Source organism: Leclercia sp. AS011, assembly GCF_037152535.1.
Classification (GTDB): domain Bacteria; phylum Pseudomonadota; class Gammaproteobacteria; order Enterobacterales; family Enterobacteriaceae; genus Enterobacter.
The window spans coordinates 1224201-1243679 of the sequence record NZ_JBBCMA010000001.1 but is presented as its reverse complement, the minus strand read 5'-3'; the positions used below and the strand labels follow the sequence as shown (position 1 = coordinate 1243679).

The window sequence follows — 19479 nt, the reverse complement described above, 5'->3', positions numbered from 1 at the left end:
GGCATGGAGACCCCGTTAAGCCAACACGAGCTTCATCTGTTCTCGCACATCCTGTGGCAACTCGGCTCGGGCCAGGGTAGCCGCGCCTTGCGTCAGGAGACGCTGGAAAACGTCTGCGCCCTGCTGCAGGCCGATTTTGCGGCATCCTGCATCTGGTCCTCTGCCTCTCAAACCTCACATCATGGTGTTAGCTGGAACATCGATGATAAAGCGATGCGCGAGCATGCCAGCACCTGGCAATACATCGACCCTATCACCCCACTGCTGCGGGCGAAGCAACGTCCGACCCTGGTGGATGAAGTAATGCCTGCCCGCGAGTTATTCCAGACGCCCTTCTACCATGAGTTCCTGAAACCTTGCGGGATGCACCACGGCGTGAATGTCTATTTTTTGCGTGAGGGTGAAGACGTGGGCGATCTGCGCATCTGGCGGGCCAAAGGTGCCCCACCGTTCGGGCCGCGGGAGATTGCCCTGCTACAGTTGCTGGAGCCCTGGTTTGCCAGAGCCCTGCCCAAAGGTGATCATTTTCCGCCGTTAACCGCCCGCGAGCAGGAGGTGGTCAGCCTGGTCAGTAAAGGTCTGAGCGATAAAGAGGTTGCCCGCCTGCTGAACATCAGCTTCACCACCGTTCGCACCCATCTCAATCACGCCCTTAAAAAGCTGAATTGCGCTAACCGCACGGAGCTGGCCTCCCGGCTCCGGCATTAACGCCTCCTCAATCCTGAGGATGGCGGGCGGGTTCCGGATTTGCCTAAATGTTGCGGATACCTCCTGTCCGGAAACAGCCCATGAAAATAATAACACCCGCAAACCCTGCACCACTGGATACCCTCTCCGCTGTCGAGGCGGCACGGCTCATCAATGACCGCAAGATATCGAGCGAAGCCCTGGTTCGCGCCTGCCTGGCCCGCATCGACGCTCAGGATCACCTTAACGCCTTTATTACGGTCAATGCCGAGCAGGCGCTGGCCCAGGCAAGAGCCTGGGATAAACACCTTGCAGCAGGCGGTGCACCCTTGCCGCTGGGCGGTGTTCCCGTCGCGGTGAAAGACAATATTCACGTGGCCGGGTTGCCCAATACCGCCGGTACGCCTGCCATGAAAAATTTTGTGCCCAACGCCACCGCCCCGGTGATCCAGCGCCTTATCGACGCCGGGGCGATTATTATTGGCAAATGCAACATGCACGAACTGGCCTTTGGCGTTACCGGCTACAACGCGGCGTATCACACGCCTGCGATTAAAGGGGTGCGCAATGCCCATGATGTCAGCCGCATTGCGGGCGGATCCTCGTCGGGCAGCGCGGTGGCCGTTGCCGCCGGCATGGCCCCGGTGGCCATCGGCACCGATACCGGGGCGTCGGTGCGTCAGCCCTGCGCCCTGAATGGCTGCGTCGGTTTTCGTCCCACCACCGGGCGCTATTCCCAGGCGGGGATCACCCCCATCTCCCACACCCGGGATACCGCGGGCCCGATGGCACGCAATGTGGCGGATATCGCCCTGCTCGACAGTCTGATGGCCGGGGGCGAGATTTTAGCCCCTAAACCCGCCCAAACCCTTCGACTCGGGATTGCGCACTATTTCTGGCAGGGGCTGGATGACGAGGTGAGCCAGCTGGCCCACGCCGTGCTCGCCAGGCTGCGGGATGCCGGGGTAACGCTGGTTAACGTCGAACTGCCCGGGCTTGAAGCGGCCAACGCCGCTGTCTCCTTCCCGGTGGTGATGCACGAAGGCAAGCACGATTTGATCGACTATCTGCAGGCGCATGAAACCGGGCTGACGCTGGAGGATATCGTGCAGCACATCGCCAGCCCGGATGTGCGCGCCATTTTTGAGCACGCTATTGTGCCGGGCCTGATCCCGGACAGCAGCGGGAACCCCGTCCCGCTGGCGCCGCTGTACCAAGCGGCGGTTTCGCAGGGCATTGGCCGACTGCTGGCACTCTACGAACAGACGTTCCACGACCACCAGCTCGACGGACTGATCTTCCCCACCTCACCGGTGGTCGCCCCGCTGGCGAATGACGAGGTGAGTTCAGGGGAAAACTTTGTCCGATTGATCCGCAATGTGGATCCCGGCAGCAACTCACGACTGCCGGGCCTGACCCTGCCGGTCGGGTTGGGTGCCACCAGCGGGCTGCCGGTGGGAATTGAGATAGACGGTTTGCCGGGCAGCGATGCGCAAATTCTGGCGATCGGTGCCACGCTGGAGCAGATCCTGAGGCAGTAACAATTAGCGAATTTTCCCGCTAAATAGCCTGAAGCCCCAGGTGTTATACTGCAGCGTCTCGGGAGTTTGCACTATGCAATCTGAATACGGAGCAGCTAATGATTACCACACACGTTTTTATTGCGGTCAGCCTTGATGGTTACATCGCCCGACAGGATGGCGATAACGGCTGGCTGTTGCAGCGCGATGATCCGAGCGAAGATCATGGCTATACGGCGTTCATCGCGGACAAAGAGTGGATCGTTATGGGCCGAGGGAGCTATGAGAAGGTGCTGACCTTTGAGGAATGGCCTTACGACCGGCCCGTGCTGGTGCTCTCCCGACAGCTGGCCGATACCCCGGTGCCCGAGGCGCTGAAGGGCAAAGTGCAGTTCTCGCGCAATACGCCAAAGGAAGTACTTAATGACCTGGCAGCGCAGAACGTACAGCGCGTCTATATCGATGGTGGGCAAGTGATCCAGTCGTTTCTGCGCGAAGGCCTGGTCGCCGATATGGTGATCACTACCGTTCCGGTCCTGCTCGGTTCAGGAAAACCGCTGTTCGGATCCCTGCCCCAGGATATCGATTTGAGGTTGTTATCAAGCCGCAGCTTCCCGTCGGGTCTGGTGCAGTCGCACTATCGGCTGATGGCATAGTTGCAATAACCGTTAAGAATTGACTTACCTGCGAATAGAACGAGAATAAATGTTCCCGGCGTCTGTATAAATGGAGTCTATCATCGCCTGCTCACGTCATTCTCAGCTTGCCACTCACCTTAAACGCTCCGGCGCTCTGATCGCCTGGGCACTATTGCTGGTCAGTTGCAGCTCTACGCCGCCCAAATCGCTGGTCACCCCGCTTCCGCCGGTGGCGAAACATCCGCTACCGGATAAAAGTGCGCGCCATGAACCGGTGCGCGGCGTCTGGCTGACGACGGTCTCTCGTCTCGACTGGCCCCCTCTGGCGTCGGTGAACGGTCGTCCTGCCGCATCGCGGATCGCCATGCAGCAAAAGGCCCTGACCGATAAGCTGGATAACCTGAAAAGCCTCGGGATCAACACCGTGTTCTTCCAGGTCAAACCGGACGGCACCGCCCTGTGGCCATCGAAGATTTTGCCATGGTCGGATATGCTGACCGGCAAAATTGGGGAGGATCCCGGCTACGACCCGCTGCAGTTTATGCTCGATGAAGCGCACAAGCGCGGAATGAAGGTCCACGCCTGGTTTAACCCTTATCGCGTCTCGACTAACACTAAACCCGGCACGGTCGCCGAGCTGAACCGCACCCTGTCGCTTAATCCGCCGAGCGTGTTTGTTCTGCATCGGGAGTGGATCCGCACCGCAGGCGATCGCTATGTCCTCGATCCAGGCATTCCGGAAGCCAGGGAGTGGATCACCAGCATCGTGGCTGAAGTGGTGTCGCGCTATCCGGTGGATGGCGTGCAGTTTGATGACTACTTCTATGCGGAATCCCCCGGCTCGACGCTGAATGACAGCCAGACCTGGCGGCAGTACGGGCAAGGTTTTGCCTCAAAGGCCGACTGGCGGCGCGATAATACCCAGCAGCTGATTGCCCAGGTGTCGCGCACCATCAAGCAGATCAACCCCAACGTCGAGTTTGGCGTCAGCCCGGCTGGCGTCTGGCGTAACCGCTCCCACGATCCGGCCGGGTCCGACACCCGGGGCGCGGCGGCTTACGACGAGTCCTTTGCCGATACCCGTCGCTGGGTGCAGCAGGGTTTGCTGGACTATATCGCTCCGCAGATCTACTGGCCGTTCTCCCGCGATGCGGCGCGCTATGACGTGCTGGCGAAATGGTGGGCTGGCGTGGTGAAGCCTACCCATACGCGACTCTATATCGGCGTCGCGCTCTATAAGGTGGGCGAACCCTCAAGCAAAGAGCCCGACTGGACGGTGCAAGGCGGCGTGCCGGAGCTGAAAAAGCAGCTCGACCTGAATGAATCCGAACCGCAAATCGACGGCACGATCCTGTTCCGTGAGAACAACCTGAATCAGCCCCAGGCTCAGGAAGCGGTGCGGTATCTGAGAACCCGCTGGGGATCGTAGCTTCTGCCCATGATTGCCGGTGGCGCTTCGCTTGCCCGGCCTACGGATTATCCCCTGTCCTGTGGCAGGGGAAGATCAGGATAAACATTGCTTAATAGCTGAACGCATTTCTTCGTGCAGGGAGTCTGACAGCATTACATTTTGCCAGACACTATTGTGATCCGCGCCAGGAATGACGAGCAGCTTCTTTTGGCGGCAGCAGTTTGCTGAGGAGAATAATCTTTCCGGTATTTCAGCGGGAATAATGACATCATTTTCGGCAGCAATAATCAGCATATTACCGGTAAATTCGGCAGCGATACCCCATGCATCGGTTTGCGCCCAGCTTCTCTCTTTGCGGATGATGGCAGAAAACTCAGGACCAAAGTTAACCTCGTAGGCTGGCGTTGCGTAGACGCCGGGAACCATAAGAATGAGGGAGTGAAACTGAACTGTTTTACTCAGTTGAAGCGCATTATAGGCTCCCATACTAACGCCTATACAACCCGTGACAGCCAGCCTCTGAAACGCAATCACCGCCTCTGCCTGTGCCGTACGGCTACAAAGGGAGGATTCATGCAAATCACCTCCCGTCTCACCATGACCGACAAAGTCAAATAGCGTCGTTCCAAAGCCTAACGTATCCAGAAGCGCACGATATTTATAGAAAACGGTTCGGTCTTTACCGCCGCCATGAAGCATCAGCACATGGCCATTGAGACCGAATGTGCTTTCAGCAGAAATCAATTTGCCCTGAAACGGTACCTGGAAAGCGTGACTGGAAATCATCTGCCTGTTCATCATCGAATGACTCGTTTCTTCGTTTTATCAAACCCGATCGCGCTGAGCAATAGTGTGCGATGTCACCTGAAAACCGCTCTCCAGCCGGCGAATCGACGGTACCAGGCTCGCCCCCGCCGTGGCGATCACCACCGCAGCGGCGGATACCAGTAGCACGTTGTGGGTGCCGTACTCAATCGCCAGCGGGCCCGCGATAAGCTCTCCGAAGGGAATGGCGACAAAGGATCCCACCGCATCCCAGGCATAGACGCGGGCCAGCTTGTCCTGCGGAATGTGGGTTTGCAGCGACTGGGCCCAGGCGACACCAAACAGACCAAAGGTCACGCCAGCGATAAAGAACGCGGCCATCAGCCACGGGGTGGCCGCAAGCTGGCTGAGCATGAAAGGAGGTAAGGCACAAAACGACACCAGCAGCACCCCGATAAAGAGGTCGCGGCGCGGACGCCAGCGCAGCGCGAGGGAGGAGCCCACGATCAGCCCAAGGCTCTGGGCCGCAATGATCATCCCCCAGTGTGCGCGCCCAAAGGAGGCATCCGCAATCACCGGCCCGAGTACCATCATCACGCCGCTGAAGGCCGCATTAATGATGGTGAACTGCACCACGATAGCCCACACCCAGGAGCGGCTGACGAACTCTTTCCACCCCTCTTTCAGATCCTGCAGCATATTGCTTTGGGATGTTCCTGTTTCGCGGGGCGAAACGCGAATTAAATAATAGAGTGGTGCCGCGACGGCGAAGCCCAGCGCATCAATGGCCAGCCCCCAGCCGGGACCGACGGCGCTGATGAGAATACCGCCCAGGGAAGCGCCAATCACCGTCCCGCCGTAAATACCGGCCTGGAGAAAGGCGTTGGCTGAGCGCAGCTTTTGCGCGGGTACCGTCTGGGGAATGAGCGCTGAGGAGGCCGGTAACGCAATCCCGGCGGCGGCCCCATTCAGCGCCCCGAGCAAGGCCAGCCAGATTACCGTGGCGGAACCGTCCAGCACCGACCAGGCCACAATCGCCTGCGAAATGGCCGCCACCAGCGAAGAAGACACCAATACCTTGCTGCGGGAATAGCGATCCGCTAGCACCCCGCCCAGCAGCAGAAACAGCACGTTGAAGATCGACCGGGAGGCAACAACGATCCCGAGGTCGGAGACCGATCCCCCAATATCCAGCACAGCAAACGCCAGCGCGATGGGGGCAATACCGTTGCCCAGCACGGTAAGAAACCGGGCGGCAAACAGATAGCGAAAGGCGGAAAAGTGAAAGGCGCGAAGGTTTTTATCAGGTGTATTCATCGGATCAATAGCAGCGGGATCGGGGAAATAGAGTATATAGGAACAGCGTTTCAATAACAGTAGCTTCATGCGATGGTGAGGTCGCGCGCCAGAATCGTAGGCCCGCGCAAGCGCAGCGCCGCCGGGCATAAACCCGGGTGCGATCTGTCGTGCCGGGTGGCGGCTAGGCCTTACCCGGCCTATAAAATTTACAAAACCGCTGCCCGTCAGGGCGCTTGCTGGCCCCCGGCTTTTCTTGTAACCTTCCCCGCTTTCAACCCCTTGCCAGATAATTAAAGGATGCCTGTGACTGCTCACCCTTCGAAAGATCCTTTGCATGGCGTCACGCTTGAAATGCAGGTGAATGCCCTGGTGGCGCGCTACGGCTGGGTGCAGCTGGGCAAGCTGATTAAAATCAACTGCTTTAACAGCGATCCCAGCGTCAAATCCAGCCTCAAGTTTTTGCGGCGCACCCCGTGGGCCCGGGCCGAAGTTGAAGCCCTGTACCTGGACTCGCTGGAGGATCCCGCCCCGGCAAAAGCCGAGAACGAGACCACCAGCCCGTGGGACAGAGCGCGGGCTAACAAATAGCCCCGCGTTCAGGGCCGCCGTAACAGCACGATACTGCGGCCTGGCAGCGGAAAATCGGTATCCGGGAGCACCGCTTGCCCCAGATGTTCATCCCCTGCCGTACAAAGCTCCAGCACCCAACCCTCTTGACCGCATTCCGGGATACGGAACGGCACCGCGCCTTCATACGGGTTAATCAGCAGTAGCACCTCCTGCCAGATCCCCTTCTGCCCGTGCAGATCGGCACGGGTGAGATGAAGCCCCAGCGTGGTCCCCTCGTCCCAGTGTTCCGGCAGTTGCGGCCCACCACCGGCATTGAACCAGGTGATCTCCATCCCGTCACGCCAGCTCTCGCGGCGTAACAGCGGCTGACGGGTGCGCAGGTCGATCAGATGACGGGTGAAGTTGCGCAGCGCCTCGGCGCTCTCCGGCAGATTCTCCCAGTGTACCCAGCTGATCTCGCTGTCCTGACAGTAGCCGTTGTTATTACCCAACTGGCTGCGGCCAAACTCATCCCCGGCCAGCAGCATCGGTGTACCGTGGGAGAAGAGCAGCGTGGTGAGGAAGTTACGCTTCTGCTGCTCACGCAGGGCGTTGATCTGCTCGTCGTCAGTCGGACCTTCCGCGCCATAATTCGATGACCGGTTATCATTGTGGCCGTCGTTGTTGTCCTCGCCATTGGCCTCGTTGTGCTTCTCGTTAAACGAGACCAGGTCGTTGAGGGTGAAGCCATCGTGGGCGGTAATAAAGTTGATGCTGGCCCACGGACGACGCCCGCGCTGGTCATAGAGATCCCCGGAGCCGAGCAGTCGGGCGGCAAAATCGGAGGAGACGTTATCTCCGCGCCAGTACTCCCGCACGGTATCGCGATACTTATCATTCCACTCGCCCCAGCCCGGCGGGAATCCGCCGACCTGATAGCCGCCCGGGCCGATATCCCACGGCTCGCCGATCAGTTTCAGCCGTGAGAGGAGCGGATCCTGCATCATGGCATCGAAAAAGCCGCCGCGCTGGTCGAACCCTTCCGGCTCGCGTCCGAGGATGGTGCCAAGGTCAAAGCGGAAGCCGTCAATATGCATCGACTCCGCCCAGTACCGCAGGGAGTCCATCACCATCTGCAGCACCCGCGGGTGCGAGGTATTCACCGTATTGCCGGTGCCGGTATCGTTCACGTAGTAACGGTGCTGCCCGGCAATGGTGCGGTAATACGAGAAGTTGTCGATCCCCTTAAATGACAGCGTCGGGCCCAGCTCGTTGCCCTCGGCGGTGTGGTTATAGACCACGTCGAGGATCACCTCGATACCGGCATCGTGGAAGGCGCGCACCATGTCGCGGAATCCCTGAATGCCGTTCGGGCCGCCGTAGCGCGACGCCGGAGAGAAGAAGTTCAGCGTGTTGTAGCCCCAGAAGTTTTTCAGCCCCCGGTCGAGCAGATGCTGGTCATCCGGGAAAGCATGCACCGGCAGCAGCTCAACGGAGGTCACGCCGAGGCTTTTGATGTAATCCACCGTCGCTTTATGCCCCATCCCCTCGAAGGTGCCGCGCAGCTCAGGCGGGATCGCCGGGTTGAGCTGGGTAAAGCCTTTCACGTGGGTTTCATACAGAATGGTGCTGGACCAGGGCACCGCCGGGCGATGCGGATCCTGCCCGTCGAAGACCCGCGGGTCAATGACCCGGCATTTTGGCGTATAGGGAGCGCTGTCCCGGGTATCAAAGCTGAGATCGAGATCTTCATGCCCCAGTTCATAGCCAAAGTGGGCCGGGTTCCAGATAAGCTCCCCGGTCAACGCCCTCGCATAGGGGTCAATCAGCAGCTTATGCGGGTTGAAGCGGTGGCCGTTTTCCGGATCGTACGGACCATACACGCGATAACCGTACAGCGCGCCCGGTTTCAGATCCGGGACATAGCCGTGCCAGACTTCGTCGGTGAACTCCGGTAACTCCAGACGGGCAATTTCCGTTTTACCACTCGGGTCAAACAGACACAGCTCAACGCGTTCAGCGCAGGCCGAAAAGAGGGCAAAATTCACCCCTTTGTCATCGTAATTCGCCCCCAGCGGGTAACTCTGCCCCGGCTGAATTTCATAGATTTTGTCGAATGCCATAATGTCTTTCCCTCGAACCGTCATAATCATTAGCCGCAGGCCAGTAACACCCGCCAGCAATCCTGTGCATCACTCAGTTGCAGGCTTTCGCCCAACGTAAGGGTTTCACCGCTGAAACAGTCCTTGTAGCTGCGCCCGGCAAGATCGGGTGGCAGCACCACCTCTGTCTGTCCCCACAGGGCCGCCCCGGTGACCGGAAACGCCTGCGCGGCGTTCGCCAGCGCCAGCCGCGGTGCCACCACAATCAGTACGTCGTCGTCATCCACGCGGGCAAAGGCAATGGCCTTATCCGCCCGCTCGCCGCGGGTCAGGAGCGCCATATAGCTGCCCAGACGGAACAGCGCCGGTTTGCGCTGGCGCAGATGCAGCAGCGTGCGGGTGACGGAGAGCTTAAGTTGCCCATCCAGCCAGCTCGCCTCGCGGGTAGCAGTCTGCCGATCCGCTGTCGCCAGCTGCTGACGGAGCTGGTCGAAATCGGGCTCGCGGCGGTTATCCGGATCGACAAGGCTAAAGTTGAGCCCTTCGCTGCCCTGATAAACATCCGGCACGCCCGGGGCGGTCAGTTTGATCACCGTCTGGCTCAGGCTGTTTACCAGCCCGGCGCGGATAAACGGACGCAGCGAGGTGCTGAAGTCCTGCAGGAAATCCTGATTGTCCGGCGACAGCAGATGGCGGGCGTACTCCAGCACCACCGTTTCATAGGCTTCGTTGCTGTCCACCCAGTCGGTGCGCAGCTTAGCCTCGCGCAGCGCCTTCTCGACAAAGGCCAGGAAGCGCGCTTCCAGAGCATTCAGCCCCGCCGCATCCTGCGGATCCAGATCCGGGGGCCAGACGCCGGCCAGCGCCTGATAAAGCATCCAGGTGTCGGCGCCGCGCGGGGCCGTGCCATCATTCAGAAAACGCACGTGGGTCTGGTTTAACTGCTGCCAGCGGGCCACGCACTCTGCCCACACCGCCGGCGCTTCGGTCAGGCTGTAAAGCCGGGCGCGGGCATCTTCCCCGCGCTTGGTATCATGGGTCGAGGTACCGGAGAGCGCGTCCGGCTGACGATCCCGTCGGGCGGCCATCTCGGTATGGAAACGCGTCAGCGAGAAGGCGCGCGGCACCGGCTCGGCCCCCACTTCGTTGAGCGCCAGATCCATGTGCTGGCGGAAGAACAGCGTATCCTCCACCGATTTCGCCATCAGCGGCCCGGTCAGCTGCTGGAAACGGGTGCGGAAGGTCGTGGCGGTATCCCGCGCCTCGTCAGAGACCTCGCCGGTCAGAATGCGCATCAGCAGCGCGATAGCGTCAGGGTCGGCGCTGATGGTCGACACTACATGGTTCAGCAGCCGCACGTCCGCGGCGGACATACCCTGCGCCGTGCCGTAGGTGCGGTACACCGGGAAGGCCACCAGCAGCTCGCGCAGCGCCAGCCGCAGGGGCTCCTCTTCGATAACAACGCCTTCGGTCTGCGCCAGGCTGTTCGCCAGGCTCAGCAACGTGGAAAACTCCCCGGCGAAGTTCCGGTCCACCATCAGCAGCCGCGCGTCGCGCAGTTCGTCATGCATATCAACCGGGCGGCCCATGATCCGGTCATAGGCCTCGCGCAGACCATCGATTTTGTCGTCATCGATCAGCACCTCCGACAGCGAGGCGATAAATTCATACCCGGTAGTGCCGGAGATCGGCCAGTCATTGGGCAGGTTCTCGCCTTTACTGAGGATCTTCTCCACCGTGATATAGCAGTCGGGCCCAGCTTCCTGCCGCAGACGTTGCAGATAAGCCCGCGGGTCGGCGAGACCGTCCACGTGATCGATACGCAGCCCGTCCACCGCACCTGAACGCACCAGGGCAAGGATCAGGGCGTGGCTGTCATCAAACACCGCGTCATCTTCTACCCGCACGCCCACCAGACCGGTAATCTCAAAGAAGCGACGCCAGGAAAGGTCGCGCGGCGCATCGCGCCAGCTGGTGAGCCGCCACGGCTGCTGGTCGTGCAGCTTCGTAATGGCCGCCGGATCGCTGAGGTTCAGGACCTCCTCTTCGCGCCCTTCCCAGCTCTCGGGGGTCAGCGGGTAGAAGTTGTCGAAATAGGCCAGCGCCGGCTTGCCGGTGTTGGGGTCGCGCTGGACGCTGATTTCGCCGTTCGCCAGCACCACCTCAAAGTCATCCCCGAGAAACGGCAGGGTCAGCCGCCGGGACCAGTCGATATCAAAGTGGCGGGCGTAGCGGCTCTTCTCCCCGTGCTCAATCACATCCCGCCACCAGGCGTTTTCCAGCGAGGTGGACATGTGGTTCGGCACAATATCGAGGATCAACCCCAGCCCGGCGGCCTTCAGGGCGCTGACCAGCCGTTCAAACCCGGCGCGACCGCCGATAGCAGGGTCAATCTCGTTGGCATCGGTGACGTCATAACCGTGCGTCGAATCCCGGGCGGCGGTAAAGATTGGCGAAGCATACAGATGGCTGATGCCGAGCTGTTGCAGATATGGCACCAGACTGGCGGCACGATCGAAGGTCATGCCGTTGCGAAACTGAATACGCCAGGTCGCTGTTGGGATCATCAGGTCGGTTCTCCTTGTGCAAAACGTACAATAACGGTGTTCGCGAGCAGCTCCGTGCGGCCTTCCGGCCAGGCAAACAGCGTTTCACCGGCGATATCGGGCAGCTTCTGTGGCTGGTCACTCACATTGAGCGCCAGCGTCAGCGTGCCCTGGGTAAAGGTCCAGCTCACCACCACACAGCCCGGCGCGGTTTTCAGCACCCTGCCGTTCCCCCCCTGGGCTCCGGCCAGCAGCGGCACAATTGCCCGCTGGCGCAGCTGCAACAGCTGTTGGGTAAAGCGCAGCCAGTTCTGGCCGCCAGGCTGGTTGAGTTTGTCCCAGTCCAGTTTGGAGCGGGTAAAGGTCTCCGGCGCATTGGGATCCGGCACCGTCTCGTCGTGATCGCTGAACTCTTTTGCGCGCCCTTCCCGCACCGCGCGCGCCAGATCCCCGTGGAAATCGGTAAAGAACAGGAACGGCTGGGTTTCACCAAACTCCTCGCCCATAAACATCAGAGGAATGTGCGGGGAGAGCAGCAGCGCGGCCATCAGCACCCGGGTGGGCTCCTCCCCAATCAGGCTCAGCAGGCGATCCCCCTGCGCACGATTGCCTACCTGGTCGTGATTCTGGATGAAATCGACGAAGGCCACTGGCGGTTGAGCGAGACTATTCACGCCCCGCAACTCACCGGTCTGGGGGGAACGTTCCCCCTGATAAGAGAAGCCCTCAGTCAGCGCCCGCGCCACCCACTGCTCTGGTTTTTCAGCAAAATCCTGGTACCAGGCATGGGTTTCGCCGCTGGCCATCACGTGGACGGCGTTGTGCAGATCGTCATTCCACTCCCCGGTAAACAGCGGCACGCTGCCATCCTCCTCGCGCGGATGGAGAAACACCACGTTGCGGCTGTCTTCGGTGGTGAGATGCACCGGCCGGTCGGTAATGGCGGCGCGGATGCGGGTGGCGATCTCAATCAGTACATGGGTGTCGGAGCTGTCTTCGATCTGGTCAATGGCGTCAAAGCGCAGGCCGTCGAAGTGAAACTCCGTCAGCCAGTACAGGGGCGCATCAACAATAAACTGACGCACCGGCGCGAGGTCGTAGGCGATGCCGTTTCCCCACGGGGTCATGCGTTCAGGGTGGAAGAAGTCCGGGGCCAGTTTCGGCAGATAGTTGCCCTCCGGCCCGAAATGGTTAAGCACGATATCCAGCACGACGGATAACCCCAGCCCGTGGGCGGTATCGACGAAGGCCTTCAGCTCGTCCGGCGTGCCGTAGGCGCTGTGCGGGGCATACAACAGCACCCCGTCATAACCCCAGCCGCGATTGCCCCCGGACTGGGAGAGCGGCATCAGCTCAATCATGGTGATGCCGAGCGAGGCGAGATACGGCAGTTTGTCGGCCGCGGCGCGGAAGGTGCCCTCCGGGGTAAAGGTCCCGATATGCAGCTCGTAGACCACGCTCTCTTCCCAGGGGCGGCCCTGCCAGTGGGTGTTGCGCCAGACATAGCTGTGAGGATCGCACACCAGCGACGGGCCGTTGACATCCCCTTGCTGGGCGCGGGAGGCCGGATCGGGCACCGCAGTGCCGTCGGGCAGGATAAAGCTGTACGCTGAACCAGGGGCAACGTTGTTGACCGTCAGTTCAAATCCGCCGTCGCCGGTCGGATGCATCGGCAGTGTTTCGCCGTTCAGGCGCAGGTCGATGTGCTGCTGACCGCTGGCCCACAGATGAAAGCGAACGTCGTTCGCATCGCTATATTCACAACCCCAATACCTAATAGATTTAGCCGTCATTCCAGCACCTCGTTTGACCCATCATCCTCGGGTTGCCCGGCGGTTATCGCTAAGCAGAGGGAAATAGAGAAAATGCGCTGACCTGATGTCGCGCATGAACATCAAGCATAGACCAGGAAATTAATGTGAGATGGGTCACTGCGAAGGGTGTGGGGGATATTGCCGGGTGGCGGCTGCGCCTTAGCCAGCCTACAAAACACGGGTTTGACCCTGTAAGCCCGGCAAGCGTAGCGCCGCCGGGCATTCATCCCTGTTATGCCGGTTCCGGCAGTCGGAAGCTGGCGATGCTCTGGGTCAGGTGTTTCGCCTGCTCTTCCAGCGAGGCGGCCGCGGCCGCGGACTCCTGCACCAGCGCGGCGTTTTGCTGGGTCACGCCGTCCATCTCGGTCACCGCCTGGCCGACCTGGCCAATCCCACGGCTCTGCTCTTCCGAGGCCACCGAGATCTGCTCCATCAGCGCATTCACTTTATTGACCGAGTTGATAATGGCATGGATCACTTCCCCGGAACGGTTCACCAGCTGCGAACCGTTTTTCACGCTGGAGACCGACTGGGCAATCAGGTTTTCAATATCCTTCGCCGCCACGGCGCTCTTCTGTGCCAGGGTACGCACTTCGGTCGCCACCACCGCAAAACCGCGCCCCTGGTTGCCGGCGCGCGCGGCTTCCACCGCGGCGTTCAGCGCCAGAATATTGGTCTGGAAGGCGATGCTGTTGATCACGCTGGTAATATCTTCGATACGCTGGGAGTTGGCAGCAATGGTGTTCATGGTCTCGATCACCTCCCGGGTCACCGCCTCGCCGGTACGGGCGTTGTTCACCGCATCCTGCACCAGCTTACCGGCCTGATGCACATTGTCGGTGTTATTGGCGACGGTGGCGCTCAGCTGCTCCATGCTGGCAGCGGTTTCCGTCAGGGCCGAGGCCTGCTGTTCGGTACGCGAGGCCAGGTCGATATTCCCGGAGGCAATCTCCTGCGAGGCATAATTGACGGTGCGGCAGGCTTCGCGCACCTGCGAGATAGTCTCCAGCAAGGCCTGACGCATCTGCTCCATCGAGCCCATCAGCAGATCGATTTCGTTGTTCGAGCCCGCCTTCTGCGGTACCGCTTGCGTCAGCTGACCGGCGGCAATCTGGCTGCAGTGTTCCCGCGCCAGGTTAATCGGGGCAAAGACAAACCGCTTCATCAGCACGCTCACCCCGACAATGACCACCACAAACAGCGCGGCAAAGGCGGCGATAATGGTTAAGCCGGAGGCAAAATGCGAGCGCGCATCCTCATTGAGCTGTTTGGCGTATTTCTGATGCACAGAGAGCACCTGGTCGAGGACGATCTCATACTGGCGGTCGAGGCGGGAGATCTGCGGGATCAGGGCATCAAATTTAGCCGCGTCATGCGCCGAGGCCGCGTCGATCAGCGGGGCGAGCCCCTCATTACGGTAGGCGAGCCAGGCATCGTTATAGTCCTTTACGAGCGGGGCTTCATCCGCCAGACGCGGCGCGGCATTAAAGGCGGCGAACGCGCCATCCGCTTTGGTCAGGGCCAGCTTCACCGAGTCCAGTTTCTCAGCGATACTGGCGGTATCCCCGCTCTCCACCTGCTTCATATACTCCATCACCCGCACGCGCAGGGTACGGCTGTGGTTAATAGGATCGATAATGGATAACACCACCTGAATCTCTTTATTGACGCTATCCAGCGAATCATTGCTTTTGATGGCCAGCCAGACATTGGTTGCGGCACTGGCGACAAAGAAAAACAGTAAGGCGAGCAGAATGGCTAGGGACGACTTTTTCAACGACATAACTACCTCAGATATAAAACGGTCTGAGGTATTATCGGCACCGCCCCCCTGATATTGAATTAAAGTTATTTATTCATGGAAATAGCACTGGCGGGGTTAATAACGATTTAAATCATCAGATTGCACGGCAGGACCTTATATTTTTGACCCTGCCATAGATTGAAAACCTTTATCTCTTTTACCGCTAATTATTTGCCGGAGAGTTAATCGCTTAAATATGCAGCATTAGTATATTGTGGCCAGTGAATTTCTCCCACGCCGTTTAATTTGGGGCGGGCAAATAAAAAGCCCTGAAAACGTTTTATGCCTGCCGACTCCAGCCAGCACCACTCTTCGATCTTCTCGATACCCTCGGCCACCAGCGCAATCTCCAGGTCGGTGCAGCAGCTGATGATCGACTTCACAATCGCCTGTTTCGGGCCGCTTAAGTGGATATTGCTGACAATCTCGCGGTCGATTTTCAGTTTATCCGGCTGGAAACGGGTCAGCAGCGACAGTCCGGCATAGCCAGAGCCAAAATCATCAATCGCCAGACCAATCCCTGCCGCCCTTAGCTGCTTGATGGCGCTGTTGAACTGGTTAAAACCGGAGATCATTTCGTTTTCGGTAACTTCAATCACCACCTGCTCCGGCTGCAAACCGTGGAAGAGGATCTGGTCCATCAGATAATCGACGGCGCCGGGCACGTTGACCAGCGACATCGGCAGCAGGTTAATGGCGATTTTATGGTCGCCAATGCCGATCTTCTCTGCCAGCGCAAAAGCGTAGGACTTGGTCAGAAGGTCCACTTCGTACACTTTGTCCTGATCGATAGCATTAAAGAACCGCTCCGGGCTGCCGCCGTCGTTGCCGCGGATCAACGCCTCCAGCGAGGAGATTTTCCCCTCGGTGGGTTCGACAATCGGCTGGAGGGCAAACTGGCAGACCTGATTATCAATCAGCCCGTTAATCGTTTTGCCGAAAGGCGCATGCTCCGGGGCCAGCCGCCACTTATCGGGCCGGAAGCTGGAGACGCCCGGCGCTTTTTTCTGCTGGTGAATAAAACGCTGAATAAATTTGAAGACCCGATCTTCCGCCGCCAGATAATTATCCAGTTTGCTGTAGCGTAGTACGGAGTCGCGCACCGACTTAGGTGTATCAATACGCAGGTCGAACAGCAGCATGCCGACATTCTCGAAGCGTCGCCGCGGGCCGTAGTCGCGCATCAGCTCTACCACGCTGTCATGGCGCTTGTCCTGGCTAATCTTCACAAACAACGTCTCGATGACCTCTTCAGATCCTTCCAGGATCTGCAGAAAATCGACGCCGTTAAACAGCAATATGCCCGTCACATCCAGCGCGGCATTACTGTGTCTGGCCTTTTCCACCAGTGAAATCAGTGAGAAAGATTTACAGGATGAATTTAACTGGCTTCTGTAGATGAGTGTAGTAAGCACAGTCATTGTTCCCGATACATTGTTAGGCTTTATAAGTTAGTGTTTAACATAATTTACATTTATCGACTAATAGTATTAAGGCGATATATCCCGAAAGAAGCGATTCGGCTCAAAAATAACCAATATCAATATTTAACTCTGTTGAAGATGAATGTGAAACGTACTCTGCATGTGCTGCTCTGTTTACCCTTGTACGCGCTGGCCGCTCCGCTGGTGCCGCCTGCGGGTTTTACCCGACCGCTGCCGCAGACTGAAGCGGGCGGCTGCGTTCCCCTGCCCGCGCCTTTCACCGCCCCGCTGACCTTGCGCAGTAAATATGAAGGGTCGGACAGCGCCCGCGCCACGCTGAATCCGCAGGCGGAACAGGCGTTTCGCGCCGCGTCTAAACCCATCGTCGGCTTTGAACGCGGGATCTCGGAAATGGTCTGGCGCTATAAACAGAGCGGGGATCCACATACTTTGACCTGTATTCTCAACGGCTACGCGGCCTGGGCCAAAGCAGACGCGTTGCTCTCCGGGGAGACCAGCCATACCGGGCGCGCGATGCGTAAATGGGCGCTGGCGACGCTGGCCAGCAGCTGGCTGGAGTTGAAGTTTACCCCAGGGACGTCCCTTGCCGGACAACAGACCACCGAGCGCTGGCTGGGCAAGCTGGCGGATCGGGTCATCCAGGAGTGGGACGGTCTGCCGCTGAAAAGCACCAATAATCACAGCTACTGGGCGGCATGGGCAGTAATGGCCAGCGCCGTGGCCCTTGACCGGCGGGATTTGTTCAACTGGTCGCTAAAAGAGTATCGCATCGCCGCCGGGCAGATAGCCGCCGACGGCACACTGGCAAACGAACAGCGTCGCGGCGCACGGGCGCTGGCCTATCACAACTATGCCCTGCAGCCGCTGGTGATGATCGCCAGTTTTGCCGGGGCGAATCAGGTTGATGTGACTCAGGAGAATAATGGCGCGCTGGCACGGCTGGCGGGGTATGTGTTGCAACAAAACGGGGATCGTCTGGAATGGCTGGAACCCTGGTGCGCCCTGCATCAATGTAGCTCAGGGACACTGTCACGCCTGGTCGCCAGCCGTCCATTGAAGGATCGCCGCCTCGGCGGCAATCTCACCCTGCTTTATCAGCGTTAAATCTGCGCCATCCCACCATCCACGAACAGCTCGGCGGCGTTGATAAAGCTGGCAGCATCGGAGGCGAGGAACGCCACCACTTTTGCCACCTCTTCCGGTTCGCCAATGCGACCCAGCGGCACCGTTGAGGCTAAGGCATCAAACAGCCCCTGCCGCTGCTCTTCCGGTACCAGCTCGCCCAGCCCCGGGGTTTTGACTGGACCCGGGCTGACCACATTGACGCGGATCCCGCGCCCCTGCAAATCCAGCGCCCAGGAGCGGGCAAAGTTTCTCACTGCCGCCTTGCTGGCACTGTAGACGCTGAAGTTGGCGGTGCCTTTAACCGAGACGGTCGAGCCGGTGAGGATCACTGACGACCCGGACGCCAGCAGCGGCAGCGCCTTCTGCACGGTAAAGAGCACGCCGCGCACGTTGGTGGCGAAGATGCGGTCGAAATGTTCTTCGGTGATGGCCCCCAGCGGCAGCATATCGCCGCCACCGGCGTTGGCGAACAGCACATCCAGCCGTCCGGCCTGCTCAGCGATTTGGGCATACACCGTATCGAGGTCGGCAAGCCGGGAGGCGTCGGCGCGAATGCCGGTCACCTGCCCGCCGAGGCCGGCGACGGCGTTGTCCAGTTCAGCCTGCCGGCGACCGGTGATGTACACCTTCGCCCCCTGAGCGGCCAGCTCTTTTGCCGTTGCCAGACCGATACCGCTGGTGCCACCGGTGACGAGTGCGACTTTACCTGTTAATGCTGCGTTCATGTGATTGACCTTCTGTGTTGTGAGTGTGGATGCACTCTACCCCTTGCGGGATTAGGGAAAAATCAGCAAAAATGGAAATCACTTTTTCCCTGTGGGAATAATCCCCCTCTTCAATGAGCCCGTCCGATGGATCAGTTAATGGCAATGCGCGCCTTTACGCGCGTGGTAGAAACCGGCAGCTTCACCCGGGCGGCAGACTCGCTGACCATGCCCATCGCCACCCTCAGCAAGCTGGTAAAAGCCCTGGAGGCGCATCTCGGCGTGCGGCTGTTACAGCGCACCACCCGGCGGGTAACGCCCACTCCGGAAGGTCAGGACTATTACGACAAAGCCCGGCGGGTGCTGATTGATATCGAAGATATCGACACCTCGTTCAGCGCGGTGAAGCAGCAGCCGCAGGGGCATCTGCGGATCGATGTGGGGGGCTCGACGGCGCGGGACGTGCTGATCCCGCTGCTGCCGGACTTTATGCATCGTTACCCCGACATCCGCATCGACCTGGGGGTGGCTGACCGGCCAGTGGATTTGATCAGCGGCAACGTGGACTGCGTGATCCGCGGCGGCGTGCTGGGGGACTCCTCCCTGATCGCCCGGCATATCGGCAATGCGGAGATGGTCACCTGCGCAACGCCGGACTACCTGAAGCTGCACGGCATCCCCGCCTACCCGGAGGAGTTAAAAAATGGACATAAACTGGTGAGCTATCTGTCCCCGGTGACCGGACGCGCGGTGCCGTTTCGCTTTACTCACGATGATGAGGTTCGCGAGATCGGCCTGCGGCACCATATCGGGGTGAACGAAAGCAACGCGCATCTGGCGGCGGCGGTTGTCGGTATAGGGATTATCCAGACCTTTCGCTACTCGGTCGGCGGGCTGATTGCGTCGGGTGCGCTGGTGGAAGTTCTGGCGAAGTGGCGTCCGCCGCACTATCCGTTTTACGTGGTCTATCCGCAAAACCGGCATGTGACCCAGCGTCTGAGGGTGTTTATCGCGTGGCTGGCAGAGGTTTTTCCCGGGGCGGTGAAGGGATAGCCGGGCGCGACGCCCGG

General features: G+C 59.6%; 15 protein-coding genes. 7 read left to right on the top strand and 8 right to left on the bottom strand.

Annotated features, from left to right (window positions below; translation table 11 throughout):
- The first annotated feature begins 3 nt into the window (after positions 1-3).
- The 4 genes from WFO70_RS05755 (at position 4) to WFO70_RS05740 (ending at position 4274) form a co-directional block, all read left to right on the top strand.
- Positions 4-708: a response regulator transcription factor gene (locus WFO70_RS05755; protein WP_337015089.1), complete on the top strand. Its 705-nt coding sequence runs from the start codon at positions 4-6 to the stop codon at positions 706-708.
- An 80-nt stretch (positions 709-788) separates the two neighbouring features.
- Positions 789-2228: an indoleacetamide hydrolase gene (gene iaaH, locus WFO70_RS05750; protein ID WP_337015087.1), complete on the top strand. Its 1440-nt coding sequence runs from the start codon at positions 789-791 to the stop codon at positions 2226-2228.
- A 98-nt stretch (positions 2229-2326) separates the two neighbouring features.
- A complete protein-coding gene (locus WFO70_RS05745) occupies positions 2327-2863 on the top strand; it encodes a dihydrofolate reductase family protein (RefSeq protein WP_337015085.1) in 537 nt (178 codons plus the stop codon).
- Positions 2864-2933: 70 nt separating this feature from the next.
- On the top strand, positions 2934-4274 hold the full coding sequence (locus WFO70_RS05740) for a glycoside hydrolase family 10 protein (protein ID WP_337015083.1): 1341 nt from the start codon (positions 2934-2936) through the stop codon (positions 4272-4274).
- A gap of 75 nt (positions 4275-4349) precedes the next feature.
- Here the strand turns inward: WFO70_RS05740 and WFO70_RS05735 are convergent, their stop codons facing one another.
- Together WFO70_RS05735 and WFO70_RS05730 are read right to left on the bottom strand one after the other, a co-directional pair.
- Positions 4350-5057 (bottom strand): alpha/beta fold hydrolase, encoded by a 708-nt coding sequence (locus WFO70_RS05735; protein ID WP_337015081.1) that lies wholly within the window; start codon positions 5055-5057, stop codon positions 4350-4352.
- A gap of 24 nt (positions 5058-5081) precedes the next feature.
- The gene (locus tag WFO70_RS05730; protein ID WP_337015080.1) at positions 5082-6338 is read right to left on the bottom strand and encodes an MFS transporter; all 1257 of its coding nucleotides are present in this window, start codon (positions 6336-6338) and stop codon (positions 5082-5084) included.
- Between the two features lie 285 nt (positions 6339-6623).
- Here WFO70_RS05730 and WFO70_RS05725 point away from each other — a divergent pair, with 285 nt between their 5' ends.
- Positions 6624-6908 carry a VF530 family protein gene (locus tag WFO70_RS05725; RefSeq protein ID WP_337015078.1) on the top strand — a complete coding sequence of 95 codons (285 nt, stop codon included), beginning with the start codon at positions 6624-6626 and terminating at the stop codon, positions 6906-6908.
- Positions 6909-6916: 8 nt separating this feature from the next.
- Here WFO70_RS05725 and glgX read toward each other — a convergent pair whose 3' ends face one another.
- From glgX to WFO70_RS05700, 5 genes are all read right to left on the bottom strand, one after another.
- Positions 6917-8992 carry a glycogen debranching protein GlgX gene (gene glgX / locus WFO70_RS05720; RefSeq protein ID WP_337015076.1) on the bottom strand — a complete coding sequence of 692 codons (2076 nt, stop codon included), beginning with the start codon at positions 8990-8992 and terminating at the stop codon, positions 6917-6919.
- A gap of 29 nt (positions 8993-9021) precedes the next feature.
- Positions 9022-11538, bottom strand: a complete 2517-nt coding sequence (treY, locus tag WFO70_RS05715) for a malto-oligosyltrehalose synthase (RefSeq protein WP_337015075.1) — start codon at positions 11536-11538, stop codon at positions 9022-9024.
- Positions 11538-13310 (bottom strand): malto-oligosyltrehalose trehalohydrolase, encoded by a 1773-nt coding sequence (gene treZ, locus WFO70_RS05710; RefSeq protein ID WP_337015074.1) that lies wholly within the window; start codon positions 13308-13310, stop codon positions 11538-11540. The genes treY and treZ overlap by 1 nt, the downstream gene beginning before the upstream one ends.
- Positions 13311-13563: 253 nt before the next feature.
- Positions 13564-15114: a methyl-accepting chemotaxis protein gene (locus WFO70_RS05705; protein ID WP_337015073.1), complete on the bottom strand. Its 1551-nt coding sequence runs from the start codon at positions 15112-15114 to the stop codon at positions 13564-13566.
- A 203-nt stretch (positions 15115-15317) separates the two neighbouring features.
- On the bottom strand, positions 15318-16550 hold the full coding sequence (locus tag WFO70_RS05700; protein WP_337015072.1) for a diguanylate phosphodiesterase: 1233 nt from the start codon (positions 16548-16550) through the stop codon (positions 15318-15320).
- 153 nt (positions 16551-16703) lie between these two features.
- Between WFO70_RS05700 and WFO70_RS05695 the strand changes: the two genes are divergently transcribed.
- On the top strand, positions 16704-17684 hold the full coding sequence (locus WFO70_RS05695; RefSeq protein WP_337015071.1) for a mannuronate-specific alginate lyase: 981 nt from the start codon (positions 16704-16706) through the stop codon (positions 17682-17684).
- On the opposite strand, the gene WFO70_RS05690 is transcribed toward WFO70_RS05695, so the two are convergent.
- Positions 17681-18430 (bottom strand): SDR family oxidoreductase, encoded by a 750-nt coding sequence (locus WFO70_RS05690; RefSeq protein ID WP_337015070.1) that lies wholly within the window; start codon positions 18428-18430, stop codon positions 17681-17683. The genes WFO70_RS05695 and WFO70_RS05690 overlap by 4 nt on opposite strands.
- Before the next feature lie 126 nt (positions 18431-18556).
- Between WFO70_RS05690 and WFO70_RS05685 the strand changes: the two genes are divergently transcribed.
- Positions 18557-19462, top strand: coding sequence for a LysR family transcriptional regulator (locus WFO70_RS05685; RefSeq protein ID WP_337015069.1), 906 nt, complete (start codon positions 18557-18559; stop codon positions 19460-19462).
- Positions 19463-19479: the final 17 nt, after the last annotated feature.

What these genes read in the sequence shown, in the direction of transcription:
- WFO70_RS05705 (WP_337015073.1), bottom strand. Translation starts at nt 15,114, where the DNA reads ATGTCGTTGAAAAAGTCGTCCCTAGCCATTCTGCTCGCCTTACTGTTT.
- WFO70_RS05685 (WP_337015069.1), top strand. Translation starts at nt 18,557, where the DNA reads ATGGATCAGTTAATGGCAATGCGCGCCTTTACGCGCGTGGTAGAAACC.
- WFO70_RS05740 (WP_337015083.1), top strand. Translation starts at nt 2,934, where the DNA reads ATGGAGTCTATCATCGCCTGCTCACGTCATTCTCAGCTTGCCACTCAC.
- treY (WP_337015075.1), bottom strand. Translation starts at nt 11,538, where the DNA reads ATGATCCCAACAGCGACCTGGCGTATTCAGTTTCGCAACGGCATGACC.
- WFO70_RS05730 (WP_337015080.1), bottom strand. Translation starts at nt 6,338, where the DNA reads ATGAATACACCTGATAAAAACCTTCGCGCCTTTCACTTTTCCGCCTTT.
- WFO70_RS05690 (WP_337015070.1), bottom strand. Translation starts at nt 18,430, where the DNA reads ATGAACGCAGCATTAACAGGTAAAGTCGCACTCGTCACCGGTGGCACC.
- iaaH (WP_337015087.1), top strand. Translation starts at nt 789, where the DNA reads ATGAAAATAATAACACCCGCAAACCCTGCACCACTGGATACCCTCTCC.
- WFO70_RS05755 (WP_337015089.1), top strand. Translation starts at nt 4, where the DNA reads ATGGAGACCCCGTTAAGCCAACACGAGCTTCATCTGTTCTCGCACATC.
- WFO70_RS05745 (WP_337015085.1), top strand. Translation starts at nt 2,327, where the DNA reads ATGATTACCACACACGTTTTTATTGCGGTCAGCCTTGATGGTTACATC.
- glgX (WP_337015076.1), bottom strand. Translation starts at nt 8,992, where the DNA reads ATGGCATTCGACAAAATCTATGAAATTCAGCCGGGGCAGAGTTACCCG.
- WFO70_RS05735 (WP_337015081.1), bottom strand. Translation starts at nt 5,057, where the DNA reads ATGATGAACAGGCAGATGATTTCCAGTCACGCTTTCCAGGTACCGTTT.
- treZ (WP_337015074.1), bottom strand. Translation starts at nt 13,310, where the DNA reads ATGACGGCTAAATCTATTAGGTATTGGGGTTGTGAATATAGCGATGCG.